General features: G+C 51.8%; 19 protein-coding genes. 17 read left to right on the forward strand and 2 right to left on the reverse strand.

All coding sequences use genetic code 11. The annotated features are described in order from the left end of the window. Positions 1-6: 6 nt before the first annotated feature. The 8 genes from priA (at position 7) to EKM99_RS08760 (ending at position 10826) form a co-directional block, all read left to right on the forward strand. Entirely contained in the window at positions 7-2424 is a 2418-nt protein-coding gene (priA, locus tag EKM99_RS08725) for a primosomal protein N' (protein ID WP_125582886.1), read from the forward strand. A gap of 631 nt (positions 2425-3055) precedes the next feature. Further along, positions 3056-4000: a methionyl-tRNA formyltransferase gene (gene fmt / locus EKM99_RS08730; RefSeq protein ID WP_125582888.1), complete on the forward strand. Its 945-nt coding sequence runs from the start codon at positions 3056-3058 to the stop codon at positions 3998-4000. Then, positions 4000-5343 carry a 16S rRNA (cytosine(967)-C(5))-methyltransferase RsmB gene (gene rsmB / locus EKM99_RS08735; protein WP_125582890.1) on the forward strand — a complete coding sequence of 448 codons (1344 nt, stop codon included), beginning with the start codon at positions 4000-4002 and terminating at the stop codon, positions 5341-5343. Before fmt ends, rsmB begins: the two co-directional genes overlap by 1 nt. Before the next feature lie 12 nt (positions 5344-5355). Next, on the forward strand, positions 5356-6102 hold the full coding sequence (locus EKM99_RS08740; protein ID WP_125582892.1) for a Stp1/IreP family PP2C-type Ser/Thr phosphatase: 747 nt from the start codon (positions 5356-5358) through the stop codon (positions 6100-6102). Then, positions 6102-8138 carry a Stk1 family PASTA domain-containing Ser/Thr kinase gene (pknB, locus tag EKM99_RS08745; RefSeq protein WP_125582894.1) on the forward strand — a complete coding sequence of 679 codons (2037 nt, stop codon included), beginning with the start codon at positions 6102-6104 and terminating at the stop codon, positions 8136-8138. Before EKM99_RS08740 ends, pknB begins: the two co-directional genes overlap by 1 nt. Positions 8139-8589: 451 nt before the next feature. After that, entirely contained in the window at positions 8590-9486 is an 897-nt protein-coding gene (rsgA, locus tag EKM99_RS08750; protein ID WP_125582895.1) for a ribosome small subunit-dependent GTPase A, read from the forward strand. Positions 9487-9498: 12 nt separating this feature from the next. Next, complete coding sequence (rpe, locus tag EKM99_RS08755; RefSeq protein ID WP_125582897.1) at positions 9499-10152, forward strand: ribulose-phosphate 3-epimerase; 654 nt, start codon at positions 9499-9501, stop codon at positions 10150-10152. After that, positions 10152-10826 carry a thiamine diphosphokinase gene (locus tag EKM99_RS08760; RefSeq protein WP_125582899.1) on the forward strand — a complete coding sequence of 225 codons (675 nt, stop codon included), beginning with the start codon at positions 10152-10154 and terminating at the stop codon, positions 10824-10826. The genes rpe and EKM99_RS08760 overlap by 1 nt, the downstream gene beginning before the upstream one ends. Positions 10827-11428: 602 nt before the next feature. Here EKM99_RS08760 and EKM99_RS08765 read toward each other — a convergent pair. Together EKM99_RS08765 and rpmB are read right to left on the reverse strand one after the other, a co-directional pair. Beyond that, positions 11429-11860 (reverse strand): GNAT family N-acetyltransferase, encoded by a 432-nt coding sequence (locus EKM99_RS08765; protein ID WP_125582901.1) that lies wholly within the window; start codon positions 11858-11860, stop codon positions 11429-11431. A gap of 212 nt (positions 11861-12072) precedes the next feature. Next, positions 12073-12258, reverse strand: a complete 186-nt coding sequence (gene rpmB, locus EKM99_RS08770) for a 50S ribosomal protein L28 (protein WP_125582903.1) — start codon at positions 12256-12258, stop codon at positions 12073-12075. A 233-nt stretch (positions 12259-12491) separates the two neighbouring features. Between rpmB and EKM99_RS08775 the strand changes: the two genes are divergently transcribed. From EKM99_RS08775 to EKM99_RS08815, 9 genes are all read left to right on the forward strand, one after another. Next, positions 12492-12854, forward strand: a complete 363-nt coding sequence (locus EKM99_RS08775; protein ID WP_061776403.1) for an Asp23/Gls24 family envelope stress response protein — start codon at positions 12492-12494, stop codon at positions 12852-12854. A gap of 32 nt (positions 12855-12886) precedes the next feature. After that, positions 12887-14572, forward strand: coding sequence for a DAK2 domain-containing protein (locus EKM99_RS08780; RefSeq protein ID WP_125582905.1), 1686 nt, complete (start codon positions 12887-12889; stop codon positions 14570-14572). Between the two features lie 73 nt (positions 14573-14645). Continuing rightward, positions 14646-16679: an ATP-dependent DNA helicase RecG gene (gene recG / locus EKM99_RS08785; protein WP_125582907.1), complete on the forward strand. Its 2034-nt coding sequence runs from the start codon at positions 14646-14648 to the stop codon at positions 16677-16679. Positions 16680-16714: 35 nt separating this feature from the next. Beyond that, the gene (gene plsX / locus EKM99_RS08790) at positions 16715-17749 is read left to right on the forward strand and encodes a phosphate acyltransferase PlsX (protein ID WP_125582909.1); all 1035 of its coding nucleotides are present in this window, start codon (positions 16715-16717) and stop codon (positions 17747-17749) included. Positions 17750-17832: 83 nt separating this feature from the next. Next, complete coding sequence (acpP, locus tag EKM99_RS08795) at positions 17833-18087, forward strand: acyl carrier protein (protein ID WP_125582911.1); 255 nt, start codon at positions 17833-17835, stop codon at positions 18085-18087. A 244-nt stretch (positions 18088-18331) separates the two neighbouring features. Beyond that, the gene (gene rnc / locus EKM99_RS08800) at positions 18332-19027 is read left to right on the forward strand and encodes a ribonuclease III (RefSeq protein ID WP_125582913.1); all 696 of its coding nucleotides are present in this window, start codon (positions 18332-18334) and stop codon (positions 19025-19027) included. A gap of 12 nt (positions 19028-19039) precedes the next feature. Continuing rightward, positions 19040-22594, forward strand: a complete 3555-nt coding sequence (smc, locus tag EKM99_RS08805; protein WP_125582915.1) for a chromosome segregation protein SMC — start codon at positions 19040-19042, stop codon at positions 22592-22594. Next, positions 22594-24150, forward strand: coding sequence for a signal recognition particle-docking protein FtsY (ftsY, locus tag EKM99_RS08810; protein ID WP_125582917.1), 1557 nt, complete (start codon positions 22594-22596; stop codon positions 24148-24150). Before smc ends, ftsY begins: the two co-directional genes overlap by 1 nt. 313 nt (positions 24151-24463) lie before the next feature. After that, positions 24464-24805, forward strand: coding sequence for a putative DNA-binding protein (locus EKM99_RS08815; RefSeq protein ID WP_125582919.1), 342 nt, complete (start codon positions 24464-24466; stop codon positions 24803-24805). Positions 24806-24811 lie beyond the last annotated feature (6 nt).

Here is a 24811-nt window from a genome sequence, read left to right on the forward strand (position 1 = left end):
CAAACCATGGCCCAAATTGGCCAAATTATTGTTGATGTGCCAACCATGCAGACGAACGAACCTTATTCCTATGCCATTCCAGTCGAGTTAGAAAATCAAGTTCAGGTGGGGATGCGGGTCACAGTGCCATTTGGCCGCGGTCACCGCGTTGTGTCGGGGGTTGTGGTTGGTCTGAGCGACGTGACGACCTATGATGGCAAACTCAAGCCCATCCAGTCCGTCCTCGATCTTGCCCCCGTTTTAAACGATGAACTCCAACAGTTGGCGGCATGGTTGGCCGACACGACCTATGCGTTTCGCATCACGTGCATTCAAACCATGCTACCAAACCTGCTCAAGGCCCAGACTGAACGGCAAATTCAGCCAACGGAAGCACTAACGGATCAGGAAATGGCGATCTACTTTCCAGAAGGGGCGCCTCGTGCTTTTGACGCCAGCAAGCTGGATGACACGACCTTAGCCGGGCTCCTGCGCCTGCAACGCGCTGGTAAGGTTGAGGTTACGTATCAAGTCACCAGCAAGGCCGCTGCCAAGACGACAACCGGGATCAAACCCGCGTTGCCCGTTGCTAAGTTGCAAGAAATTCAGGTGGAAGTTGCCCAGCGTGCGCCGAAGCAGGCCGACTTATTAGCTTACCTGCAGACGATGACGCCCGATAAACTGGTTGCCCAGAGTCAGGTCAGCCATGCCGCGGATGTCAGTACGGCGGTGATCTCGACCGCAGCCGAGAAGGGATGGCTCACGAAACAGTCTCTCGAAGTCTATCGCGATCCGTTCCATCAACCGGTCAAGCCAACGCAACCGCTCCAGTTAAATCCGGAGCAGCAAACGGCCGTAACCGCCATTACCCAGGCCGTCGACGCGCAGAAGACTGAGAATTTTTTAGTCGAAGGCGTGACGGGGAGTGGGAAGACGGAGGTCTACCTGCAAAGCATTGCCATTGCGCTGCAACAGGGGCGCACGGCTTTGATGCTGGTCCCTGAAATTGCACTGACGCCTCAGATGGTTAACCGCGTTAAAGGCCGGTTTGGCCAACGGGTGGCTGTTCTGCACAGTGGCCTGTCTAAGGGCGAGCAGTACGATGAGTGGCGTCGAATCGATCGCGGTGAAGCCACCGTGGTCGTCGGTGCCCGTTCGGCCGTCTTTGCGCCCGTTAAGAACTTGGGCATCATCATTATGGATGAGGAACATGAAAGTAGTTATAAGCAGGATGAAAATCCTCGTTACCATGCGCGCGACGTGGCTATTTGGCGGGGACAGTACAACGATTGTCCCGTTGTTTTGGGTAGTGCAACGCCATCGCTGGAGACGCGTGCCCGGGCGGCCAAAGGGGTGTATACCCGCTTAGTTCTGACTAAGCGGGTGAACGACCATCCGCTACCAACTGTCCACATTGTTGATATGCGAGAAGAGGTCAAACAGCGAGCGGATGGCGACTTCTCGGAGCCCTTACTGACGGCCATCCAAGCACGTCTCGACCGGCAGGAACAGATGGTCTTGATGCTGAACCGGCGGGGATACTCGTCCTTCGTGATGTGTCGTGACTGTGGGTTCGTTTTAAAGTGTCCCAACTGTGATATTTCACTGACACTCCACATGGATACCCACACCATGAAGTGCCACTACTGCGGGCATGAGGAAGCCATTCCGCATGTTTGCCCCAACTGTCATAGCCGGAAAATCCGCTACTACGGTACGGGGACTCAAAAGGTTGAAACGGCGCTGCAAAAGGAATTTCCAACGGCTCGTATTTTACGGATGGATGTTGATTCGACTCGGCGGAAGGGTGCGCATGAAAAAATCTTACGGCAGTTCGGCCAGCACCAAGCCGACATTCTCCTGGGTACGCAGATGATTGCCAAGGGGTTGGACTTTCCTAACGTGACGCTAGTTGGCGTTTTGAACGCTGATACTGCCCTGGGACTGCCTGATTTTCGGGCCAGTGAACGGACCTTTCAGCTGTTGACGCAGGTCAGCGGTCGTGCTGGACGGGCAGAAAAGCCGGGGGAAGTCTTTATCCAGACGTTCAACCCGGATCATTATGCCATCGAACTGGCTCAGCAACAAGATTACGAGCGCTTCTTCGTCACCGAAATGCATATGCGCCATCAGGGCAATTACCCGCCGTACTATTTTGCCGTCCAATTGACTGCTAGTCACGAGGACGAGGCGACTGCGGCCAAAGCCATGTATCAGATTGTTGGCGCCCTGAAAAAAGGTCTGAGTCCGGATGCAATTATTCTCGGGCCTACGCCCAAGGCGATTGCGCGGGTCAAGCGGAAGTATTATTATCAAGTTGTGATTAAATACAAGCGGGAGCCGCAATTGAAGCCAGTTCTGGAACAGATTCGGCAGGCGGCACAAATTCCCGCACGCCACGGACTGGCAGTAACCATTGATTCGGAACCGATGAACTTTATGTAGATTTCCAATTAGCTGAAGCCGACCACCTGTGGCTGCCAGAGATTCCGGCTGCTATGGGGACCGCCTGCGGCCTGAGGGGCGGTCCTCCGGCTCGGTTTGGAGACTGACAAGTACCGTCAGTCCCCAAACGCGTCCCACGCTGCAAACTGAGAAAATCGCTCAGTTAACGCCGTCGACACAGCTGCCTCCATCTCTGACCTCCTCCGGTTACGATTGTTTTTTCACCATGACATTGGTATGCGCATCGCTGGATTGACGGCGTTCGTTCGCGATAATTGACCACAGTCTATGTAGGCGTGAGTGAGCCAAATTTAGGCTCAGCCGTGGGATTTGGTCCGCCCATTTTACATTGTCGAAACGTGTGGCAGATGGCAGCTGACTCCGCTTAACACTGATAACCAAACAATCCAAGCCCAGGATTATTCGGTTATCACCGTTAATGCTCGCCAGCTAACCGCCTCTGCCACACTCTTGCCACAGCGTTCCGGCCTGAATTTTGCGAACGGTAAGCCGGCAGGTTTAGACAGTATTGCCGCTATCCCTGTTATACTGAGAACAGAAGTATTCGTGAAAGTCTCTTTTCCAAGCCTAAGTTTAATTGATGTTAAAAATAGAAAGTATGGTGCATTGCATGACTTCAGTAATTTTCATGGGCACGCCGCAATTCTCGGCGCCCATCCTCAGTAGTTTAATTAAGACTGGCTATGACGTCTTAGCCGTCGTGACCCAACCCGACCGGCGCGTAGGTCGCAAGCACGTGTTGACGGCTTCACCAGTCAAGCAGGTGGCCGTTGAAAATGGGATCGAAGTCCTCCAACCACAAAAGATTTCCGGGAGCGATGAAATGGCCCGGGCCATTGAGTTGGCGCCTGATCTGATTGTGACGGCGGCATTTGGCCAATTTTTACCAACCAAACTGCTCAAGGCAGCCAAGGTTGCGGCGGTCAACGTTCACGCGTCCTTACTTCCTAAATATCGGGGTGGGGCGCCGGTTCATTATGCCATCATGAATGGTGATAAGGAAACAGGGGTCTCCATCATGTTCATGGAAAAGAAGATGGATGCCGGAGCCGTGCTTGCGCAACAAGCTATGCCGATTACGGATCAAGACGATGTCGGCAGTATGTTTGATAAGCTGAGTATTTTGGGTCGAGATCTTTTGTTAGACACGTTGCCCAAGCTGTTGGCCGGTGAGATTACGCCGGTTCCACAAGACGAAGACCAAGTGAGCTTCTCGCCCACGATTAAATCGGATGAGGAACGGATTGATTTGAGCTTGAGTGCCCATCTAATTGATTGCAAGGTCCGGGCCTTACGCCCAGCACCCATTGCCCACATTTATTTAAACGGCGTACGGACCAAGCTCTGGCAGGTCACGGTGCTTGACGAGACGACTGACTTGAAGCCAGGTTCTTTGGTGAGTCATGACAAGCACCACTTGGCGATTGCCACGGGTGAACACGGGGTCTTGGCCCTAAACGAGATTCAACCGGCCGGGAAGCCCAAATTAAGTATTACGGACTTCTTGAACGGGACTAGCGACGCACTGACAATTGGCGAACAGGTGGCTGAATAATGACAAAAAATAATACTCCCCGAGCTTTAGCGGTTGAAGCCTTAACCCGCGTATCTAATGGGGCCTACTCAAATTTACAACTGGAACAAACTTTAGAAAATAACAACCTCAGCGACGTTGATCGCCGGTTTGTGACCAACTTGGTTTATGGGACCATCCAACATCAATTAACGTTGGAATACTACTTGGAAGGCTTTATCAAGCCGAACCAAAAGGTCTTGCCTTGGGTCAAAATGACCCTGTTGGTTGCGTTATATCAGGAATTATATTTGGACCGGGTACCGAAGCGGGCCATCTTTAACGAAGCTATTCAATTGGCTAAGGACCGGGGCCACGAAGGCATTCGGCGCTTCGTCACGGGTGTTTTGCACGCCATCGATCGGCAAGGTTTGCCCGATATCAGTAAAATTGAAGACCCGACACAACGGTTGAGCCTGCAGTATTCCGTACCCGAATGGTTGGTAACGGCGATTCAAAAACAAGTTGGCGACGACAAGGCCGTCAGCATTTTAGAGACCATCAACCAGCCAGCTGCGCAATCCGTACGGGTGAACAAGGCCATCGCGACGACGGAAGAGGTTGAACAATCCCTCGTCGCCCAAGGTTACACGGTCACGCCCAGCGTGGTCGCTGCGGATGCCTTTCGTTTGGATGACAAGGCCGCTAATCAGAGCAACGTCTTTGAAACTGGCGAGTTGACGATCCAAGATGAGAGTGCCATGTTGCCCGTGGAAGCCTTAGAAGTCCGGCCTGGCGATCAGGTGTTGGATGCTTGTGCGGCGCCTGGTGGGAAGACCACGCAGATTGCGGCGCTCCTAGACGCCCACTCTGGCGGGAAGGTCACGGCCTTGGATTTACATCCTAAGAAAGTCGCATTGATCGAGAAAAATGCGGCTCGGATGCACGTTGCTGACCGGGTAGACGCTGTGGCGTTGGACGCCCGGAACATTGACGACCGGTTCCCCAACAAGCAATTTGACCGGGTCTTGGTCGATGCGCCCTGTTCTGGTCTGGGACTTATTCGCCGGAAACCAGAAATTCGTTACGAAAAGACACCACAAGATATCCAACAACTGCAAAAGGTTCAACTGGGAATTTTGGACGTCGTCAGTCAAAAGTTAAAGCCAAATGGGATTTTGGTCTACAGTACCTGCACCATTTTGGACACGGAAAATGCGGACGTTGCGGCAAAATTCTTAGCTGCTCATCCCGAATTCGAGTCCATGCGGGTAGAGACAAAATTAAACGTGAAGGGCGAGCGGACCACGGATACCTTGAACATCTATCCGGACGATTTCGACTCAGACGGCTTCTTCGTCAGCGCCTTTCGGAAGAAAAAGTAGAGGTGACTGGTCATGGAAGTGGCATACCGCACGTCAATTGGAAAACAACGCAATGATAATGAAGACTATGTAGACGTCTTCACGAATCAGGCCGGGAAACATCTGGCTATTATTGCTGACGGCATCGGCGGCCACCAGGGAGGCGACGTTGCCAGTGCAATGGCCGTTTCGCACCTGGGCCATGAGTTTGAACAGACAACGCTTGCCACCCCCGAGGCGGCACAAAAATGGATTGCCACAGAAATTACCGCGGAAAATCAATCCATCATTGACAAGTCGAATCAATTTGCTGATTTAAACGGGATGGGCACCACTTTGGTGGCGGCACTCTACTTTACTGAAGAAGTGATCATTGCCAATATTGGGGACTCGCGGGCCTATTTAATGCGTGACGGTGAGTTGCGTCAATTGACCGAAGACCATTCATTGGTCAACGAGTTGGTTAAGCGTGGCGAAATCAGTCGGCAGGCAGCCCGGCATCATCCCCAGAAGAACGTGATCATCCGGTCACTCGGTATTTCTGACGATGCGCGGTTTGACCTGAACACGTACCCGTTGGTCTTGGGCGATCAGTTGCTGATGTGTACGGATGGCTTGACGAACATGGTCGATGACCAACAGATTCAAACCGTTCTGACCAGTGAACAGACGCCGAAGGAAAAATGTGACCAACTGATTGACATGGCCAACGCAGCTGGTGGCCTGGACAACATTACGGTGTTACTCCTCGCAAATGGGTCACGGGAGGTGGCGGACTAATGCGGACAGGTTATACGCTTAGCGGTCGGTACCGCATCGTCCGCGCGTTGGGCGAAGGTGGCATGGCCAACGTTTATTTAGCACATGATTTGATTCTCGACCGGGATGTGTCAGTGAAACTGTTGCGGCTTGACTTGCGGGATGATCCCAGTACCATCCGGCGTTTTCAACGGGAAGCGTTAGCGGCAACGGAACTGGTCAATCCCAACATCGTCCAAGTCTATGACGTGGGCGAGGAAAATGGCATGCAGTATCTGGTCATGGAGTACGTCGAAGGGACCGACCTGAAGGCGTACATCAAAGATCATTTTCCAATTGCCTATCAAGAAGTTATTCAAATCATGGAGCAGATCCTCAGTGCGGTCGAGACGGCCCACGAGCACAACATCATTCACCGGGATCTGAAGCCCCAAAATATTCTAATTGACCAGAATCGCGTTGCAAAAATTACTGACTTTGGGATTGCAGTCGCTCTCTCGGAGCACAGTTTGACACAAACCAATACGGTGCTGGGATCTGTGCACTATCTGTCGCCAGAACAGGCGCGGGGGGGCATGGCAACCAAGAAGTCCGACATCTATTCGTTGGGGATCATTCTCTATGAATTGCTCACGGGAACGGTGCCCTTTGAAGGTGAAACGGCGGTTTCCATTGCGCTAAAGCACTTCCAGTCTGAGATTCCGTCGGTGAGAGAGATTGATCCGCGAATCCCGCAAGCGCTGGAAAATGTGGTGCTTCAGGCAACGTCTAAACGGCCCGAAGACCGCTACGAAAGCGCTGCTAGTATGGCGGATGATTTAAAAACGTCGCTGTCACCGAAACGGGCGGGTGAGGTTAAATTCACGCCCGAACAGGATGACAACGGCGAGACCAAGGTATTGCCTCTGAGTGCGTTGAGTTCCGCGGCACCCGTTTCGGCTGAGGCAGCTACCCAGTCGGATTCGGCACCAGAAACCGCAGCGGACACGGCCATCAAGACCAAGGCGACTGGTAAAAAGGGCCGCAAGAAAACGCGGCACCCGCGGCGTCGAAAATTTCTTTTGGCCGGATTAGTTGTGTTGTTGTTAGTAGCCGGTATCCTGATTGGCATGGCACTTTTCCGGCCGCACATGACCAGCGTGCCGAGCGTTGCGGGTCGTACGGAGGCCGTGGCAAAATCACGTTTAACGGATGCCTATTTAACCGTGGGTGAGGTTCACAAGACGTCCAGCTCTAAAGTAAAGGTTCATCGCGCCGTGCGGACGGAGCCGCGTTCTGGTACGCAGTTGAAACGTAATACTGTTGTTGATCTTTGGATCAGTACTGGACCTAAACGCTACAAGTTGGCGAATTATCAGGGTGATGCTTACGCGAGCACTGCCGCCAAGTTGGAGGCCCTCGGGTTTACCGTTCATCGTGAATCGGTCCACTCAACCAGCGTGCCAGCGGGTAAAATCATGCAACAGAGCGTGCTTGCTGGGAAGAACGTGGTGCCGTCCCGGACGGACATTACGTTTACCGTGTCGACGGGTTCGGCAACCGTGACGTTGGCGGATCTGACGAACAAGACGAAGGCCCAGGCCCAAAGATATGCGACTGATCACAACCTAAATTTGGCGTATGACTATGCTTATTCTAGTGATGTGTCTAAGGGTCGGGTCATTAAGCAGTCGCCAGGTGAAGGTGCCATTGTGCAAGAGGGAGACGAGGTCACACTGACCCTGTCTCGTGGAACAGAGAGTGAAAGCAGCTCGAGCGTGGATCAGTTTAGTGTGAACGTCAAGATTCCATTTGACGATGGCAGTAGTGATAGCGAGAGCAGTTCTGACGATGCGGATAGCAGCAGTAGCAGTAGTAGCTCGGCGTCGTCGAATCTGGTTCAGATTTATTTGAAGGATCAGGACCACTCACTGAGTAGCATCTATAAACAAATGACAATTACTGCCGACACCAACGTGACGTTACCGTTTACAGTGGCGTCCGGTAAGGCCGGTGCGTATAAGGTGGTCCGTGATGGCCACGTGATTGCTTCGGATAGTCACGTTACCAAGGACTAAGTTTTTATGAACCGTATTATGGAAGAGACCTCAGAGCCGGCCGTGGAAGCTGGTTGTGAGGCCTTTTTTTTCGATGGGGATGAAAGTCAAAGACGTTTCGTAAGGTGTGCTGGTCCCTTAACAAGGCGTCATTTTAATCCGATGATTGCTAGAATAATTGAGTGGCGTCTATGTACGCGTGAGTTTGCCAAATTTAGGCTCAGCCGTGGGATTTTCTAAGTGGTTTTCATAGAGATGGCGACTTTGAAACGTGGCCTGGGTGGTTCAAAGCGAGCTGGCAGACCGTTTCTCAGGCTGCCGGTGGCCTATCCACAGTGTTTCAGCCTAAGTTTGGCGAACGGTAAGCCGGTGGGACGCCACCTAAAATTGACTTAACACAATCTGCCCTAAAACTAGTGCCCAACGCCAAATTAGTGTAAACTGGAAAGAAAGAGTTTAAAGGAGGTGCTGCATGTCAGAAGGACAGATTCGCCAGTCGCTCAGTGGCTTTTATGATATCTACAGTGACGGTAAAACGTACCGAACGCGTGCGCGGGGGAATTTTCGTAAACGCAAGATTACGCCTTTAGTGGGCGACCGGGTGACCTTTGAAAGTACATCGCCCAAAGAGGGCTACGTGCTGGAAATTTTGCCGCGGGACAATGAATTGACGCGGCCACCCGTTGCCAACGTGGATCAGGGTGTCGTGGTCACCGCTGTGGCGTCCCCTGAGTTTTCGACCGGCCTACTGGACCGCCAATTAATCGCGCTGGAAGTTAGTGATATTACTCCCGTGATTTATTTCACGAAGACCGATTTAATTGACGATGCGCGTTATCGGGAATTTGAAAAACTGGCCGCTGGCTACCGGCAGATTGGTTATTCGGTCTGCTTGACCCGTGAGCCGTTTGCGGAAATTGGACTTGATCAGTTGAAACAAGAGCTTGCCGGCAAAGAAACGGTGATTATGGGCCAGACGGGGGCGGGTAAATCCACCCTGTTAAATCATATTTCACCCGACCTGGCCTTAGCCACCGGTGAGATTTCAACGGCGCTCAATCGGGGAAAACATACCACGCGAAAGGTTAGTCTGATGCCGATTGCTGGCGGGTTAGTCGCTGATACGCCCGGGTTTTCATCCTACGAAACCTTGACGATTGATTATCGCGACCTGTGCCACTACTTCCCTGAATTCTTGAATGTAGCCCAGAATTGTCGGTTCCGGGGTTGTGTGCACGTCAATGAGCCGGGCTGTGCTGTCAAGGATGGCTTAGCTAACGGCGACTTCATGCAGAGTCGGTACGACAATTATCTTCAATTACTAACGTTGTTAAAGAATCAAAAACCAATTTATAACAAGAAGAAATGAGGAAGAGATTTTATGATTAAAGTAGCCCCATCAATTTTAAGTGCAGATTACGTGAACTTACAACCCGATATCGAAATGGTCGACAAGGCCGGCGCTGAAGTCTTACACATCGACATCATGGACGGCAACTTTGTTCCGGCATTGTCTTACGGTCCCGGTTGGGTTAAAGCAATTCGGCCAATTACCAAGATGGTTTTGGACGTGCACATGATGGTTCAAAACCCAGAACGTTACGTCGAAGACTTTGCCAAGGCTGGTGCTGACATCATCGGTGTGCACGTTGAAGCAACGCCACACATTCACCGGGCCTTACAAATGATTCAAAACGCCGGTGTGACCCCAGAAGTTGTCATCAACCCCGGGACTCCCGTTGCCATGATCGAACCCGTCTTAGACATGGTTGGCCAAGTGCTGGTCATGACGGTCAACCCTGGTTTTGGTGGTCAGAAGTTCTTACACAGCACGGTCGCCAAGATTGCTGAACTGGATGCCATCAAGAAGGCCAAGGGCTACGACTTTGATATCGAAGTCGATGGTGGTGTCAACAATGAAACCGTTATTGAATGCGCCAACGCCGGTGCAACGGTTGCTGTAGCTGGTTCATACGTCTTTAATGCCGCTGACCCAGTTGCCCAAATTCAAGCCCTGAAGGACGCAACTAAATAATGCCCCGGGGCGGAACGTTTAATTTATTGGTGGGGGGACCCAAGGCTAATTGGCCGGCGGACCTCACTGAGACAATTGTTGGCCCCTGGATTGGCGTTGATCGGGGGACTTTACGGTTGATCGAACACAACGTGCAACCAGTGGCCGCCATTGGGGATTTCGATTCCTTGGCAGCCCCGGAATTGCAACGGGTTCGGCGCAATGTGAAAGACATTCGCCAATCACAACCCGAAAAAGATTTTACAGATACCCAGATGGCGGTTTCCGTGGCCTTTAGTGACTACGGTGCTGATCAGGTGGACATTTATGGTGCCACGGGTGGTCGGTTAGACCACTTTTTGGCGAACCTCTTTATCGTGTTGGAGCCACAGTACAAACGGTATGCCAGTCGTATTCGCTTGATTGACAAGCAAAATACGATTACGTACTATTTACCAGGGCACTACACGCTGAAGAAGGAACCGGACAAGAATTATCTGGCCTTCGTACCACTGACGCCCATCGATCATCTGAGTTTGATTGATGAGAAATATACGCTCCATGACGAACCAATTCCGTACCCGATTTCCTTTGCTAGCAACGAATTTGTTGGCGACACGGGCGAGTTTCAGTTCGACACGGGCGTGCTCTGTGTGATTCAAAGCTGTGACACGTACGAGGCGCGGCATGAGTAGCGTTCCGTGCACTAACTCATAAATATACCAATAGGCCTAACCCTGCAAGCTTGCTGGGGTAGGCCTATTTTGTGCTAAAAAACTGGCAGTCTGGCAACGTTGTTTAAAGCTGCCGGCTTACCGTTCGCCAAATTTAGGTCGGAACGCTGTGGGGAGGACGGCCCAAGCCAAAGAGCGGTCTTGGAGCTCGCTTTGAACCGCCCACCCCGCGTTTCAAAGTCGCCATTTTCCAAGAAGACGACATGGAAAATCCCACGGCTGAGCCTAAATTTGGCTCACTCACGCCTACATAGACGATGACCAATTATTCTGGACAAATGTCGCCAGTCCAGCGATTGTCAGATCAATATCATGTTGAAGTACCAACTTTAACCGGAGGAGGACAGAGATGGAGGCAGCTGTGTCGACGGTGTTAGCTGAGATTTCTCAGCTTACAGCGTGGGACGAGTTTGGAGACTGACGGTTTTTGTCAGGCTTCAAACCGAGCCGGAGGACCGTTCCTCAGACCGCAGGCGTTCCCCACAGCAGACGGAATCTCTGGCAGCCGCAGGTGGCAATTTTTAATTAATCTTGTGGCTTATATCTCTGGTTAGCTGGGGCGTTCAACTGTATCTCAAATTAATTATGGGATAGGGGCGGCCGTCACTGTCAGTGGCCGACCGTGAGACGATTTCAAATCCCTCATGCCGGTAAAAGGCTAGTGCACCGGGATTCTGAGCGTTGACCGTGACTGCTTGAATGTGATCTGTGGTTAGCAACTGTTGCACAATGTCATGACCGTATCCGCAGCGAAAATAAGTGGGGTCCAGAAATAGCATCACCAAGTCGTTATCTGCCGTGCCGGAGAAGCCAACAAGGGTATCGCCTACTTGCCACTTCAGGAGCTTTACCTGCGCAAAATAGCCGGGGAGCGCCTGCTCGATGGCGGCGTGGTCGGTGGCGGTTAGGAAATGATGGGTGGCCCTGACGGAACGGTCCCAGAGCGCTACTAGGTGGGGATAGTCTGTGCTGGTCGCAATTTGTGGGTTGAGCATAGGGGAATGACCTCCTCGTCGTTGAATGGGTGTGTAAGGGGCGTAAAATCTTAAATCCGGTAAAGTTGCCAATTGTCTGGTAAACTATTCTTATAGAAGAGATTGTCCTTGCAGTTAACCAGTAAGTGGCTAGATACGAAAAAATTTAGGAAAATAAAAAAGCACCAACCAGCGAATGCTGATCCGTGCTTTCAAGATTACCGTGTCTAAAACTAGACGCGAGTGACCTTACCTGATTTCAGAGTCCGGGTAGAAATCCAGACCTTCTTCGGCTTACCGTCCACTAAGATGCGAACCTTTTGTAAGTTCGGCTTCCAAGAGCGACGACTGGAGTTCAAGGCGTGGGAACGCTTGTTACCGAAGCGTGTCCGCTTGCCGTTGATAAAATCTTTTGCCATGGCGTAAACCCTCCTTTATGGATTCATTACTTTTAAAAAGCAGTGCTTTTTACTCACCTGAATAATTTACCATACAATTTTGTGGAAAGCAATGTTTTCTTTCAAGGAAATTTACTTGACACTTATTTACCGTAAGGACACGCATTTCGGAGTTCCTATTTCTATTTTTGCGTTGGTTGTGGTAAGATTAATTTCTGTTAAAGATTCTATATCCAGACAAGGAGGCTATTTCCATGGCCGTAAAGATTAAAACGCAGTACGGAACAATTGATATTACCAATGAAGTGATTGCGACCGTTGTTGGGGGTGCCGCGACTGATAACTATGGTGTCGTGGGCATGGCAAGTAAGAATCAGATTCGTGACAACGTTAACGATATCTTACGGCGGGAGAATTATGCCCGCGGAGTCGTCGTTCGCCAAGAAGAGAACGGCGTTGCCATTGACGTTTACGTGATTGCCAGCTACGGAACCAAGATTTCCGAAGTCTCACGCAGCGTCCAATCTAAAGTTAAATATAACCTAGAAACAATGCTGGGGGTTACCGCAAACTCAGTGAACGTGATTGTACAAGGGGTGCGGGTGTTGGCTGATTAGCCAATCGTACTGAAATCAAGGAGGAAACTTAGTTGAAAGTAACAGAAATTACTAATCTTGAGTTTGGTAAGATGGTCCAAGCCGCCTCGCAAAAGCTAAACCAAAACGCTGATTTTATTAATTCATTAAATGTCTTCCCGGTTCCTGATGGGGATACGGGGACTAACATGAGCCTGTCACTGCAAAGTGGGGCCAAGTACGAACGCGATGCTGACAGCACGGCGGTCGGCACCTTAGCCACGGCTTTAGCTAAGGGCTTATTGATGGGCGCACGGGGCAACTCCGGCGTAATCCTGTCACAAATTTTCCGGGGCTTTTCCAAGAAAATTGCGGATAACGAAACGCTGACAGCCCAAGATTTAGCGGATGGCTTCGCAGCCGGCGCAGAAACCGCCTATAAGGCCGTTATGAAGCCGACGGAAGGAACTATCCTCACCGTTGTCCGCGAAGGCGCTCAGGCCGGCTTAAACACGGCTAAGGAGTCCGATGACGTTTTAGCTGTCATGGACGCTATTTTTGAGGCCGCCAAGGATGCTTTGGCTACGACGCCAGACCTTTTGCCTGTTTTGAAGCAGGTGGGGGTTGTGGATTCTGGTGGTCAAGGGCTGACCTTTGTGTTGGAAGCCTTTAACGACTCATTGAATGGCCGCGTTGCCGAAGAGGGCGACTACAAGCCAGACGATGCCGAAATGGACGAAATGATCGACGCCGCCCATCACCAGAGTGTGCAAGGTAAGTTGGATCCTGACAGCATTAAGTACGGTTACTGTACCGAAATTATGGTGCGAATCGGTCGCGGGAAACAAGTTGACCACGACTTTGATTACGATACCTTCTACAAGTACCTGGCCGATTTAGGGGATTCCCTGTTGGTAGTTAACGATGAAGAAATCGTGAAAGTTCACGTCCACACGGAACATCCAGGCAAGGTTATCGCCTGGGGCCAAGAATTTGGTGATTTAGCCAAGGTCAAGGTTGATAACATGCGGATGCAACAAGAAACCATCATGGAACACGACGAAGAGGCCGGCGTGGCACCCGTTGCCACCGAGGAAGAACCTGCTGATACGGCAATCATTGCGATTGCTGCAGGTGAAGGCCTCGGAACGCTCTTTAAGAGCCTCGGCGTCACCCACGTGGTGAATGGTGGTCAGACCATGAATCCAAGCACCCAGGACATCGTGGACGCCATCAATCAGAGCCAAGCGAAGCGAGCAATCGTCTTGCCGAACAACAAGAATATTTTCTTAGCCGCTGAGCAAGCCGCTAAGGTTGCTGATATTCCGGCAGTAATCGTGCATTCAAAGACCGTTTCACAAGGCATGACGGCCATGCTCGGGTACAATCCAGATGCTGAATTGGACGAAAACCAAGAGGCCATGGAAGATAATTTGAGCGCCGTGAAGAGTGGTCAAGTGACCCACGCCATTCGCGATACCCAACTTGATGGTTTTGACATCAAGGAAGGGAACTTCATGGGCATCGTCGACGGGACCATCAAAGTGACCGATGCCGATTTGCTAGAGACGGCCGTAGACACCGTGAAAGCAATGCTCGATGATGATAGTGAAATTATTACGATTATTTATGGCGCCGACACGACGGCTGAAGTTGCCGATGACTTGCAACAACAGATCGAAGCGCTGGACGATGATTTAGAAACAGAAGTTCATGAAGGGGACCAACCGGTTTACCCATTCTTGATTTCGGTTGAATAACTGGCAAACGAAAAAAGATTGGGCTAACCGTCCAGTCTTTTTTTCGCTATCTCTAGCGACGGGAGGGAAATAAATGACAAGTTTAAGCGACAGTGTGGCTGCGCTAGCGGGCGTTGGTCCCAAGCGGGTTCAGGCACTCAAAGGATTAGAGATTGAAAATATTAATGATCTATTGACCTACTTTCCCTTCCGTTACGAAGATTTGCAGGCGAAAGATCCTGAAGAACTGACGGATCAGGCCAAGGTCACGTTGAAGGGGACTGTTGCTGGTGCGCCCGTTCTGACCCGTTTTGGGCGGAAAAAGAATCGGTTAAATTTTCGCTTGTTATTGGATGAACACACCGTGATTCCGGTCACCTTCTTCAACCAGCCTTGGTTGAAGGATAAGTTGGAAGTTGGCAACGAGATTGTGGTTTACGGCCGGTTTGATGCCAAGCGGCAGAGCCTGGCGGGTATGAAGATCTTGGCTAGTGCCGACAGTGGCATGGGCTCCATCTATCCGGCCAACAAGGAAATTCGCCAGGCAACGATTCAGAAATTGGTCGAGGCGGCGTTTGAGATTTACGAGCCGGTGATTGTGGACTTGATTCCGGAACCTCTACGTGAACAATACCGGCTATTGCACCGGAAAGAAATGCTCCATGACATGCATTTCCCGGCCGACGCGAACGCCGCACAGGCTGCCCGCCGCACGGCCAAGTTCGAGGAATTTTATTTATTTGAATTACGCTTACAGATTGTTCGGCAACAGGACCACACGTTGCACGGCCAGGCCTTTCATTACGATTTGGCTAAGTTGAAGGCCTTTATTGATTCGCTACCTTACGAGTTGACCCACGCACAGAAAAAAGTGGTCAACGAAATTTGTTTTGATTTAAAACGGCCCATTCACATGAATCGGCTCCTCCAAGGGGATGTCGGGAGTGGGAAAACGGTGGTGGCCGCCATCGCCATGTATGCGACGATTACCGCCGGAGCACAGGCCGCGTTGATGGCGCCGACCGAAATCTTGGCTGAGCAACACGCCAATAATTTTGCCAAACTGTTTGCGGACTTCCCGGTCAACGTCGCATTACTGACCGGTGCCACCAAGCCGGCCGCACGGAAGACACTGTTGCCCCAAATCAAGAGCGGCGGTGTTGACCTGTTAATCGGAACCCATGCCCTGATTCAGCCGGAAGTGGCCTATCACCATCTCGGATTAGCCGTGATTGATGAGCAACACCGGTTCGGGGTCAATCAACGTCAAGCGTTACGAGAAAAGGGCCAACAGCCCGACGTGTTAGCTATGACGGCCACCCCGATTCCCCGCACGCTGGCGATTACAGCTTACGGTGAAATGGATGTTTCGGTGATCAACGAGCTACCAGCGGGCCGGCAACCGATTAAGACCAGTTGGATTCGCAGTAATCAAGTGGACGCCACGTTGCGCCAGGTGATGGCCGAGCTCAGCACGGGCTCTCAGGCCTACGTGGTGACGCCGTTGATTGAAGAGTCTGAGGCCGTCGATATGAAAAATGCCGAGGCCATTTACGCCCGGTTCAAGGAGCAATTTGAACCGAAGTACAAGGTCGGTCTCCTGCATGGTCGCATGAAGGATGAAGAAAAGAACGCCATCATGGCCGCCTTTAAGGCCAACGAATTTCAAGTGCTGGTGGCGACGACCGTGATTGAGGTGGGGGTCGACGTCCCCAATGCCACCCTCATGTTGATCTACGATGCCGACCACTTTGGTCTCGCCCAACTGCATCAATTGCGGGGCCGAGTCGGCCGGGGGACGCGGGCTTCGGCGTGCATTTTGATTGCCGATCCGAAAAATCAATTGGCCGTGGAACGCATGACCACGATGACCAGTACGAATGACGGCTTCGTGTTGTCACAAAAAGACTTGGAATTGCGGGGCCCGGGTGATATTCTGGGAAGAAAGCAGTCCGGGGTTCCCGACTTCAAAGTGGGTGACCCGGTCGCTGACCTCAATATTTTGAGTGCTGCACAACAAGCGGCTAAAGAAACGGTGGCTTCGCCAAACTGGGCGGATAAGGATACTAACTTAGCGTTGGCGGCCTTCCTGAGCACTACTGCGCACCAGAATACCACCATGGATTAACGGAGACTAAATTTGATTGAACGAGGAGATTACTCATGAAAATTGCTGTAGATGCAATGGGTGGTGACTATGCACCCGCTGAAATCGTCAAGGGCATTGAACTCGCTCGGGACGCTTATCCGGACATTGAATTCTTGTTGTATGGCCAGGAAGAAAAGGTGCAACCACTCCTCCAAGACACCACGCGCATCACCCTGGTGCCCGCACCAGAAGTGATTGCAATGGAAGACGAACCCGTTCGCGCTGTGCGCCGGAAAAAGAATTCCAGCATCGTGTTGGCCGCTACAGCCGTCCGCGAGGGGGAGGCCGATGCTTTCTTCTCCGCTGGGAACACCGGTGCCGTCCTGGCCGCTGGCCTACTCATCGTGGGTCGGATCAAGGGTATCGACCGTCCCGGGTTAACCACGACGCTGCCCGTTTTGCAGAAGCCGGACCAATCCAGCTTTGTGATGCTGGATGTGGGGGCCAATGCCGATACCAAACCATTTAACGTGGTCCAGTACGCCATCATGGGCCAGTACTACGCCCAATCCGTGATGCACGTTGAAAAGCCCCGCGTCGGTCTGCTAAATAACGGGACCGAAGCTGACAAGGGTGACAAGAATCACCGGGCGATTCACGAAGCCCTGTCTGCCATGGACGAAATTAATTTCGTCGGCAACGTGGAATCTCGTGAATTATTAAACGGTGCGGCCGACGTTGTGGTGACCGATGGCTTCACGGGTAACGCGACGTTAAAAGCTATCGAAGGCACGGCCCTGTCCATGCTGAAGCTCATCAAGGGTGAGATCATGGGCGGCGGCTTAGGCGGTAAGATTGGCGCTAGCATGTTGCGCCCGGTCTTTCGTAACGTCCAGAGTGCCATGGATTACTCCCAATACGGGGGGGCGGTTCTCCTGGGGTTGAAGGCGCCCGTCGTTAAGACCCACGGCTCAACTAAGGCACCAACCGTTAAGAATACGATTGGCCAAATCCACGAGTTATTAGCCAGCAAGAGTGCGGATCAGTTAGTCACGTACTTTGCCGAACACGCTGAAGAAATGAGTGCACTGAAGGATTCTCTGAAGTAGCTGCTTATAATAGGGAATTGGCTAGACAAGGACCGGCAAAACGGTTAGACTACTATTTGAATACTGTGAGCGAGGGATTATTAATGACAAAAGCAGAAATTTATGACAAAATTGCCGACATTATCGCCGACCGATTTGAAACCGACCGGGATGCCATCAACGAACAACTAAACTTCAAGCAGGACCTAGACGCTGACTCCATTGATTTTGTGGAGTTTGTCTTGGAACTGGAAGATACGTTTGGCGCTGAGATTTCGGATGAAGATGCTGAAAAGCTAAACACGATTGGTGAAGTGGTCGACTATATCGACGCCCACCAGAGTCAACAAGATAAGTAAATTGAGCGAGTCCGGGCCGCGGGTTAAGTCGTCCCGGGCTTTTTCAATCTAACAGAAAATTTTGCTTGATTTTCAGTGAAAAGGGCTCGTTTCAGGTATAATAGTTATTGTGAGTACATTATTGTGATGGCCTGATGAGGTTCAGTGTGCCGGAAGCACGACCACGGTTTTGCCCCCATCAAGTGACTGGCGTGACTATTTAGACTGGTAGCCTAGATAATTTAAGAAATGAGGGAATTAGCGCGTGATTGCAGGATTAAATCAAGAATTGGCTGATAATTTTGATATTCATTTTAAAGATCAATCGTTACTGGACGAAGCATTTACCCAGGCCTCGTACGTCAACGAACATCCCAACCAGGGATTGAAATTTTACGAACGGATTGAATTTTTAGGTGACGCGGTGATGCAGTTGGTTGTCTCGAACTACATTTTCCGGCGTTACCCCAAGATGCCGCAAGGGCGGTTAACCCGGCTGCGGGCAGCGATGGTCAATGAACAAAGTTTTGCTAGTTTTGCCCGTGAATGTCACTTTGACCAGTACATTCGTTTGGGTAAGGGTGAGGAAAAGGCGCAGGCACGGCAACGGGACTCCCTGTTGTGTGACATTTTTGAGTCCTTTATCGGGGCACTGTATATGGACCAAGGTTTGGATAAGGTTGTGCCGTTCGTTACTACGGTGGTCTTCCCTAAGCTAGACGAGGGGCGCTTTGACGAGTTCTTCGATCACAAGACGGAGCTTCAAGAACTGGTTCAGCAAAATGGACCGGTGAATATTGACTACCGGCTACTGGATGAAGAGGGACCGGATAATGATCGGGCCTTCAAAGTCGCCGTTTACGTCAACGATAAGTTACTGGGCGAGGGCAACGGCCACTCGAAGAAGCATGCGGAACAAAATGCGGCGCGTCATGCGCTGGAGAATCTGAAAGTAGAGTAAGGATGACTAACGATGCGGTTAAAGACATTAGAGATTAGTGGGTTCAAATCCTTTGCGGATAAAACCCGAATTGACTTTTTGCCGGGAATGACTGGCATCGTCGGCCCTAATGGGAGCGGTAAGAGTAACATTTCTGAAGCCGTCCGGTGGGTCTTGGGGGAGCAATCTGCTAAAAGTTTACGGGGAAGTAAGATGCCCGACGTTATTTTTGCGGGCTCAGCTGACCGGCACCCGTTGAATCGGGCGGCCGTGTCCATTACGTTGGACAACAGCGACCATTATTTAAAAAGTGATTACACGGAGCTCACCATCAGTCGGATCCTCTATCGGTCTGGCGATTCGGATTACCAACTGAACGGGCAGAGCTGTCGGTTGAAGGACATCACGGAACTCTTGATGGACTCGGGGATGGGACAAGACTCCTTCTCCATCATCTCTCAAGGGCGCGTTGAGGCCATTTTCAACAGCAAGCCGGAGGATCGCCGCAACATCATTGAAGAGGTTGCTGGCGTTTATAAATACCGGAAGCACAAGGAAAAGGCCCAGCGTGAACTGGACGACACGATGACGTATTTACACCGGGTGGAGGACATCATTGCCGAGCTTGAAGGCCGCGTACAGCCGCTGGAAGAGCAGAGTAACTTGGCGCAAGACTATTTGGATCAGCAGCAGAAATTTGCGCTGCTGGACCGCACCCAGTTGGTACGCCAACTCCATACGGAATCTGCCCAGAAGCAGAGTGCCGATGCCCTGGTAACCGAGAAACAGGACCAAGTCACCACCCATCAAGCGGCGGAGAAGACACAGACCGAGACCGTGAATACGCTGAAACAGCGACAGTCAAAGTTGCTAGCCGCCAAGGATGATCTTCAGGCCAAACTGGTTGCGGCGACGCAATTGGTTGAGCAGAGCCAAGGCCGGGTGAACCTTTCTGGTGAGCAACAAAAGCATCAGAATGAGCAACGGCAACGTTTAGCGGAGCAACTGGCCACCTTGAAACAAGAATTGACGACCAATCAGGACGCGTTAAGCAAGGCTGAGGCGTCGGTTCAAGAGTTGACGGGTGCCATGAAAACGGCCAATCAAGAAGCGAAGGAACTGACCCAGGCCACGGATCCCAAGGTGATTGCGGGACTCCGAAAAGACTTGGAAAATTTCCGAACGACTTATTTTGACCAGAAACAAGATGTGGCTAATTGGCGGAATCAGCGTCAATACCTCCAGCAGAATCAAGAACGCCTACAACAACAGGGTCAACGGGTAGCCAAACAGCTGACCGAATTGCAAGAGCACGCAAAAGCGGCCCAAGTGGCCGTTAGTACGTTAAGCACGCAAGCGACCACCCAGAAGTCGGCGCTCAACGTTGCTGAGCAGTCCTTGGATGCTGAGGCGGGGCAATACCAACAGCATCAGAAACAGTACCAAACCCTGCAACACAACTGGCAGGCGGCACTCGAAGTCTACCAACGCGCACAAACCAAAGTCGCCAATCAACAGGCTTCGTCGGCCGAGTATGGCGGCTTCTATCAGGGTGTGCGGGCAATCCTAAAACAACGGGAACATTTTCGCGGGTTATTAGGCGCAGTGTCTGAGCTTTTACAGGTTCCAGACCACTACACCAGTGCCGTGGAATACGCCTTGGGTGGGCAACTGCAACAGGTCGTCGTGGATGATGAAACGACGGCGAAAGCGGCGGTTGGCTACCTGCGTGAGCACAAGGCTGGCCGGGCCACTTTTCTGCCCCTAAGCACCGTTCGTGGTCGGCAGATCGATCACAGTACGTTGCAGCTACTGCACAGTATGACGGGATTCCTGGGTGTCGGGAGCGACCTGATCACAATCGATGAATCAGCCGCGAACATCCTGGCCTACCTCCTGGGGACGACGATTTTTGCCGCCAACCTGGATACGGCTGTTGCCATCAGTCAACGCATCCATCACCGGTACCGCGTGGTCAGCCTAGCTGGCGACGTGGTGAGTGCCAGTGGGGCGATTACTGGGGGCCAAACGCGGCAGAGTCACAGCAGTGTTCTGCGGCAACAACAGGAGTTGCAAGAATTACAGAAAAATATTTCACAAATGCAGCAGTCCCTGGCTGAACAAGAAGCGAAAATCAAGGCCCAGCGCGCGGCACTAACGACGAGTGAACAGCGAAGCCAAGACCTGCAAAGCACCATTAATGAGCTCCAGCCAAAGTGTCGGCAATTAGACGACCAACTGGCTGGTGCCCAGACCACTTTGGAACAGGCCAATCGGCAGGTCAAAGCGGCGGAGTTGGAAATTCAACAGGCTCAAGACAGTGATGCGGATGATCAGGGCAGTCAGTTGGCCGCCCAGATTACCACCGGTGAACAACAGGTCACAGCCACGGAACAGACCATTGCGAACATGCAAAAGAAAATTTCCATGGTCACGGCTGAACAATCACAGAAGCAAGCGGCATTGACCGCTAAGCAGACATGGTTGGCGGGCGCTAAAGAACGCCATCAACAGCAACGGGAGGCCGTTAAAGCGCTCCAGGCGGACATTACGGCGGCCCAAGAACAAATTGCGACGGTGACGACGAATCTGGAACATCTGACGCAACAAGAAACCTTGACGCCAGCCGATGCCAAGGCCCAATTGACCCAGGCAAAACACGACCGGGAGACAATCGAGAGGGCGTTGGCTCAGGCGAACGACGAGCTGACCACCGTTAACGATGAGTTGGAAGCCGCCGAGACTGCTAACCAGCGGACCAGTGGGCTCCTCCAGCTGGCCAACGATGACTTGCAAGCCGCTCAGGTGAAGCAAACGCGGTTAGCGGCCCTAATCGACCAACAACAGAATCAGTTGTCTGAAAAGTACCATTTGAGTTTGGCAGCGGCGGAACAGGACGTCAGTGACTTACCGGCTGATGAATTGGCCGTTCAGTTGAAACTTTTGAAGCGGGGACTGGATGAGATTGGTTCCGTCAACCTAAACGCCATTGATGAGTACAAAGAGGTCAAGGAACGTTATGACTTTTTGACTCAGCAACGTGACGATCTGGTGACGGCCAAGGAACAGCTGACCACCACCATGACCGAACTGGATGGCCAGGTGAAACGCCGGTTTAAGGCCAGCTTCGATCAAATTGCTGAGAAGTTTACGGCGACGTTTAAGCAGATGTTTGGCGGTGGCAAGGCGGAACTGGTCTTGACGGATCCGGATAATCTGCTGACAACTGGGGTTGATATCATGGCCCAGCCACCTGGCAAGAAGTTCCAGAACATGGGACTGCTTTCCGGTGGGGAACGTGCGCTGACAGCAATTACGCTATTATTTGCGATTTTACAAGTACAACCCGTGCCATTTTGTATTCTGGATGAGGTGGAGGCAGCGCTCGATCCGGCCAACGTGACCCGATTTGCCCGCTACATTCACCAGTTCCAGGATCAGACACAATTTATCGTTATCACCCACCGTAAGGAAACCATGGTGCAAGCCGACATCCTTTACGGGGTAACGATGCAGGACTCCGGCGTCTCTAAAATGGTCGCCGTAGACCTTGACCAAGAAACCACTCAGGAAGGGAAGCAATCCTAATGGGATTATTTGATATTTTTCGTCGGCGAGCCAAGCCAGAACCAAAGAGTGAGGCCCCGGCCAGTAGCGAAGCGGCCGTTGCGTCCTCTGAAGCTGCTGCACCGGTTAGCGCGGCAACGACGCCAGAATCAGTAGCGTCTGCTGCGCCAGTAGCCAGTGAGGCTACTGAGAGCACGGCAACCAGTGCCGCGGATGATAGCGTTGAAACTGACGCCAGTTCGGCTGCGGAGGTTACCCCTGCCGCAGAAACGACGGCTGAGCCGGTGACGGATAACTCAGCTGCGCCAGAGTCGACGGAACCCGTAACACCAGTGCCAGCAGAATCAGTGGCCCCTGAAGAAGCGGTTCCAGCAGATTCTGCTGCCGCCGAGTCGGTGGTCACCAGTGCTGCAGAGAGCGAAGTAGCACAGGCTTCGACCGAGGCTGAACCGGAAGCAACTACGGTTGAAGCAGAAGCCTCACAGGCAACTACGCCGGTTGAAACGTCACCAGAACAGGCTGACGGTGCCGAATCCGTGACACCAGCTGCAGAGGTTACGAAGGACACCAGTGAGCCAGCTGCTACAACAGCGGCAGATACCACCGAACCAGCACCACAGACCGATGAGCAGCTCTACGACAAAGGGTTAGAGAAGACCCGGACGACCTTTGGCCAACGTTTGAACGCTTTGCTGGCTAACTTCCGGCACGTGGATGAAAGTTTCTTTGATGATCTTGAAGAAACCTTGATTGGCGCCGACGTCGGCTTTGACATGGCCGTGAAACTCAGTGAGGAGTTGCGCGACGAGGTCAAGCTGCAGAACGCCAAGAAGTCGTCGGACGTGCAAGAAGTCGTGGTTGAAAAGCTGGTTGAAATTTATGATGCGGCCGGCAACAACGAAAGCACGGCCATCAACATGGCACCCACGGGCCCAACGGTGATTCTCTTCGTTGGGGTCAACGGTGTCGGTAAGACGACGACCATCGGGAAAATGGCCAACCGCTACCACCAGGCAGGTAAGAAAGTTCTGTTGGCAGCGGCTGACACGTTCCGGGCCGGTGCCACCGAACAACTCAACGTTTGGGCTGAACGGGCCGACGTGGACATTGTGAAGGGCAAACCGCAATCCGATCCGGCAGCCGTGGTGTTTGATGCCGTCAAGAAGGCCAAGGATGAAGACTATGACATTCTCTTCGTCGACACCGCTGGCCGGCTGCAGAACAAGGTCAACTTGATGAACGAATTGGAAAAGATGAAGCGGATCATTACCCGTGAAATCCCCGATGCACCACACGAAGTTCTCTTGGTTCTGGATGCCACGACCGGGCAAAATGCCTTGACCCAAGCCAAGCTGTTTAAGGAATCAACTGCCGTGACGGGCATCGTCTTGACAAAGCTAGACGGAACCGCTCGTGGGGGGATTGTGTTGGCCATCCGCAATGAGCTCCACGTGCCCGTGAAGTTTATCGGGCTGGGTGAACAAATCTCTGATTTACGACCATTCGATCCAAACGAATTCGTCTACGGTCTGTTTAAGGGCTTGATTGACGTGAAAGCATTGGATAAGAAAGCTTAGACCAAAAACGACCCAACCGCGATGCTTGCGGCAGGGTCGTTTTCATTTATAATCTTTGAGATCCTTTGTCAATCAGTGCTCCAAGTGGGGTGTTTGAAGAATGGTGACTTTGAACCGCGTTTCGTGTACTTCAAAGCGAGACCCAAGACCGTTTGGGGGCTTGTACCGTCCTGCCCGCAGCGTCTTAACTTAAAATTTATGACCGGCAAGCCGGACAACAAACACCGTTTCGCCCAGAATCAGCGAAAAAAATTGACGAAACCGCTAAAAATCGGTATTCTGGTAGAGTGTGACACGAACTGGAGGACCAAGCATGGAGATTGAAAAAAATTACCGAATTAATTCCTTATTTGCGTTCTACCAGCCGCTGCTGACCGCAAAGCAAAACAATTATATGCAGCTATACTATGGCGATGATTATTCTTTGGGCGAAATCGCCGAGGAGTTTAACGTCAGTCGGCAAGCGGTTTACGATAATCTGCGACGGACGGAAAAGATCCTCGAAGATTATGAGGCCAAGTTGCATCTCTACCAAGAATTCACGGCGCGCAACGAACAGGCTGACGAGATTCAGTCGTACGTGGCAACCAATTACCCGCACGATGCCAAATTAAACCGGCTAGTGGCGGGACTCGAAAATCTAGAAGAACAATGAAAGTTA

It is taken from the genome of Levilactobacillus cerevisiae (assembly GCF_003946245.1).
In the GTDB taxonomy this organism is placed as follows: Bacteria; Bacillota; Bacilli; order Lactobacillales; family Lactobacillaceae; genus Levilactobacillus; species Levilactobacillus cerevisiae.

Excerpts from the sequence above, each read along its gene's own strand:
- recG (WP_125582907.1), top strand. The coding sequence starts at position 14,646 with ATGACAAGTTTAAGCGACAGTGTGGCTGCGCTAGCGGGCGTTGGTCCC.
- fmt (WP_125582888.1), top strand. The coding sequence starts at position 3,056 with ATGACTTCAGTAATTTTCATGGGCACGCCGCAATTCTCGGCGCCCATC.
- smc (WP_125582915.1), top strand. The coding sequence starts at position 19,040 with ATGCGGTTAAAGACATTAGAGATTAGTGGGTTCAAATCCTTTGCGGAT.
- priA (WP_125582886.1), top strand. The coding sequence starts at position 7 with ATGGCCCAAATTGGCCAAATTATTGTTGATGTGCCAACCATGCAGACG.
- pknB (WP_125582894.1), top strand. The coding sequence starts at position 6,102 with ATGCGGACAGGTTATACGCTTAGCGGTCGGTACCGCATCGTCCGCGCG.
- EKM99_RS08760 (WP_125582899.1), top strand. The coding sequence starts at position 10,152 with ATGCCCCGGGGCGGAACGTTTAATTTATTGGTGGGGGGACCCAAGGCT.
- acpP (WP_125582911.1), top strand. The coding sequence starts at position 17,833 with ATGACAAAAGCAGAAATTTATGACAAAATTGCCGACATTATCGCCGAC.
- plsX (WP_125582909.1), top strand. The coding sequence starts at position 16,715 with ATGAAAATTGCTGTAGATGCAATGGGTGGTGACTATGCACCCGCTGAA.
- rsgA (WP_125582895.1), top strand. The coding sequence starts at position 8,590 with ATGTCAGAAGGACAGATTCGCCAGTCGCTCAGTGGCTTTTATGATATC.
- EKM99_RS08775 (WP_061776403.1), top strand. The coding sequence starts at position 12,492 with ATGGCCGTAAAGATTAAAACGCAGTACGGAACAATTGATATTACCAAT.
- EKM99_RS08765 (WP_125582901.1), bottom strand. The coding sequence starts at position 11,860 with ATGCTCAACCCACAAATTGCGACCAGCACAGACTATCCCCACCTAGTA.
- rsmB (WP_125582890.1), top strand. The coding sequence starts at position 4,000 with ATGACAAAAAATAATACTCCCCGAGCTTTAGCGGTTGAAGCCTTAACC.
- EKM99_RS08815 (WP_125582919.1), top strand. The coding sequence starts at position 24,464 with ATGGAGATTGAAAAAAATTACCGAATTAATTCCTTATTTGCGTTCTAC.
- rpmB (WP_125582903.1), bottom strand. The coding sequence starts at position 12,258 with ATGGCAAAAGATTTTATCAACGGCAAGCGGACACGCTTCGGTAACAAG.
- ftsY (WP_125582917.1), top strand. The coding sequence starts at position 22,594 with ATGGGATTATTTGATATTTTTCGTCGGCGAGCCAAGCCAGAACCAAAG.
- rpe (WP_125582897.1), top strand. The coding sequence starts at position 9,499 with ATGATTAAAGTAGCCCCATCAATTTTAAGTGCAGATTACGTGAACTTA.
- EKM99_RS08740 (WP_125582892.1), top strand. The coding sequence starts at position 5,356 with ATGGAAGTGGCATACCGCACGTCAATTGGAAAACAACGCAATGATAAT.